Here is a 3106-nt window from a genome sequence, read left to right as displayed (position 1 = left end):
CCAACTCCCCCAATCAGTGTTGAAGGGGCAAACGCCCATCAACGCGCTCAAGGACTGGCAAAGGCAAAGGCCGGACATCTTCAAGAAGCGGCCGTATAATCACGCGGGATGTGACAGCTAGTCCCGACCTGAAGTTGAACTGCCGGCCCCTCCTCCCAAAAGGACCGGCAATCCCCGCCGACGTGTTCCGTCGGCAGATCGGACCAGAACACCGCGGGACGGCTGAGCGCGGTCCCTTCGGAACACCGACGATGTCTCGTCCGACGAGAGTTTGATCTTCACCGACCTTGGCGCACCTGAGTCGAAAACGCGAACAAGAAGCAGGTTTGTAGTTAACGAAGCCTAATCGCGACGCCCGCGCCAGAACTGGAAAGCCGGCACACCGCGTGGGTTCTCAATGAGCGAAGCAATATGCGCGGGTCCGCTCCTGTCGGCGAAAGCCGTTACATTACGCTTGCTCAGCCACCCGATCGTCCCCATCACTTCCTGCACCTGATCATCAAAGGAGAGACGCATGGCCAGAGGTACGGTGAAGTGGTTCAACGCGGACAAGGGCTACGGCTTCATTGAACAGGAGAGCGGCGGCCCCGACGTCTTTGTGCACATCACGGCCGTGCAGCAGGCCGGGCTGCAGACGCTGAACGATGGCGCCGCCGTATCGTTCGAAGTTGAGACAGGGCGCAACGGAAAGCCCAATGCGACCGACCTTCGGCTCGCTTGAACCAACTGCAAAGGGCCGGTCGGATGACCCAGCCCTTTGCAGTTCGTGGTTCAGATCGAACGCCAGTTTTCAGCGACCACAGGGCTTCGGAGGCGCAGGGAAACCGCAGAACCAGCGGGCTTCTTCGGGCGCTATGCGCACGTTGCAGACATTGCTGCCATCCAGCATGTCTGCCTCAAAACTCGGGCGAGGGTCATGGATGACCAAGCATTACGCACTTCTTCTTCTGGCGATCATTGCTGAAGTCATCGCGACAACGGCGCTGGCAAAATCCGCCAGCTTCACGAGGCTGGCTCCAAGCATCATCGCCGTCATTGGTTACGCCGCCGCATTCTGGTTTCTTTCGTCTCCGATGCGGGTGATGCCGACAGGAATCGTCTATGCAATCTGGTCAGGCATGGGCATCGTGCTCATCTCCGCCATCGCATGGGTTTGGTATCAAGAAGCGCTCGACCTTCCCGCGATGCTTGGCCTCGCATTTATCCTCATCGGTGTGGTCATCATCAATGTCTTCTCCAAGTCCCTCGGGCACTAAGGCGATGAGTGCTTTGGGCAGAAAGAAGTCATTGGCAGTTCGTGGTGCAGGCATTGGCAGTCAAACCTCTTCAAGGACCCTGTGATGCGGAACACAATGCGAATGCCTGCTTTGGCGGGTTCGTCCTTCAGCCAGGGCCTCCTATGGATGGCGCTGAGCATGATGTCTTTCATCGGCATGTCCGTCGGGTCGCGCGAGATGGCCGCGACAATGTCGATCCGGCAGGTGTTGTTTTTTCGCGCACTGGTGGGCTTTGTCGTGATCCTGCTGGTGGCAAGATCGCTGTTGCCCGAGATCCGCCAGATGCAGAAGGTCCCGCTGCATGTTGCGCGCAATGTCGTGCATTTCACCGCGCAGTACTTCTGGACGATCGGTGTGGTGCTGCTGCCCCTGGCCTCGGTCTTCGCGCTTGAATTCACGATGCCGATCTGGGTGACGCTGTTTGCCTGGCTCATCCTGCGTGAACGGATCAGTCGGCCACGACTTCTCGCGACAGCTGGTGGCTTTCTCGGTGTCCTCGTGATCGTACGTCCGGGTATCGGTATGGTCGATCCTGCGGCTGGCCTGGTTCTTCTGGCGGCGGCTGGATACGGCCTGTCGCTGATCATGGTGAAAAATCTTACGCGTCATTGCTCGCCCGGCGCGATCGTGGTGTGGATGATGCTGATTCAGCTGCCCCTGGGTTTCCTGGCCTCCCTGACGGATTGGCAGCCGGTTCACTTTAGCGCCGTGCCCTGGATGCTGCTTGCAGGCATCGGTGCGCTGAGCGCGCACTTCTGCCAAGCGCAGGCGCTTAAGCGGCTGGAAGCATCCGTCGTCATCCCCATCGATTTTCTGCGCGTGCCGATGGCCGCGGTGGTCGGCTACTACGCATACGGCGAGGCGATTGACCTTTGGGTGTTCCTTGGTGGAGCGATTATCCTGCTGTCGAATTTTCAGGCAGTTCTGGCCGAACGCCGAGACAGCCGAGCAAAACTTCATGGGCCTGCCGCGCGACAGGATCGAGTTGCAGGGGCAGGAACATGGCTCCGGCGAGCATCGCAATCTACGAAGCCACCATGACCGTGGGCAAGAGGCCTGCGAGCATGAGAAATGCCTCGAAGCCGTGGCTGAGCAAGATTTGCCCCTAGAACTGTCGCATCTGTTCGGCGGTGCTGGTCATCCGCTGCCTCCGTTCCGGCTGCTGGGCGTCTGTCGGCCCGAACGGAGAGCACCACATATCCGCGTCTTTCTGGTTTCTGCTACCTGTTCCGGTGGACACTACCTTTGGGCATTCAGCTGCACGCGAAGTGCCCAATGCGTCTAAAACGGCGGGCAGATTGAAGAGCTGTGACTGATATCGCTCCGGCCTCGGCTGCGTCTTCAGACCGCGAAGAGGTGCCGGAACGCGTCCGGCCTGCGTGCCACGTCCGACAGGCGGCACCTGTCGAGGACCGTCAGGAAGGCCTCTCTGGCTTCGGCGAAGACGGTCGGCAGGCCGCACCCTTCGGCAATGCGGCAGGTGCTGCAGTCGACCATCGCGCCGTCGTCCTCGGTGTGCCTGACGACCTGACCAATGGTGATCTCGGCCGCCGGCCGGGCCAGCTGCAGTCCGCCATGGCGCCCCCTGACAGTCTTGACGAAGCCGGCGCTCCCCAGGTCCTGAACGATTTTCATCAGGTGGTTCTGGGAGATCCCATGCGCATCGGCGATCTGGCGGATCGAAGCCAGCCCGCCGTCATTGGCGGCAAGATAGATCAGCGCGCGCAGCGCGTAGTCGGTGTAGCGGGTCAACTTCATTTTTCCACAATACAGGTATTCCATCTGCATGTATAGGAGGTTATAGATGCATTGATAATGCATGTTTAGGA

General features: G+C 59.7%; 4 protein-coding genes. 3 read left to right on the top strand and 1 reads right to left on the bottom strand.

Annotated features, from left to right (window positions below; translation table 11 throughout):
• Positions 1–514 precede the first annotated feature (514 nt).
• From OC184_RS19695 to OC184_RS19685, 3 genes are all read left to right on the top strand, one after another.
• Complete coding sequence (locus OC184_RS19695; protein WP_265508880.1) at positions 515–721, top strand: cold-shock protein; 207 nt, start codon at positions 515–517, stop codon at positions 719–721.
• 199 nt (positions 722–920) lie between these two features.
• Entirely contained in the window at positions 921–1256 is a 336-nt protein-coding gene (locus tag OC184_RS19690; protein ID WP_265508878.1) for a DMT family transporter, read from the top strand.
• Between the two features lie 147 nt (positions 1257–1403).
• The gene (locus tag OC184_RS19685; protein ID WP_265508876.1) at positions 1404–2318 is read left to right on the top strand and encodes a DMT family transporter; all 915 of its coding nucleotides are present in this window, start codon (positions 1404–1406) and stop codon (positions 2316–2318) included.
• A gap of 300 nt (positions 2319–2618) precedes the next feature.
• Here the strand turns inward: OC184_RS19685 and OC184_RS19680 are convergent.
• The coding region (locus OC184_RS19680; RefSeq protein ID WP_322630233.1) for an RrF2 family transcriptional regulator at positions 2619–3106 on the bottom strand (488 nt) is incomplete at its 5' end.

The organism is Paracoccus rhizosphaerae (genome assembly GCF_026162645.1).
GTDB lineage: Bacteria > Pseudomonadota > Alphaproteobacteria > Rhodobacterales > Rhodobacteraceae > Paracoccus > Paracoccus rhizosphaerae.
This window is presented reverse-complemented; position numbering and strand designations above follow the sequence as displayed.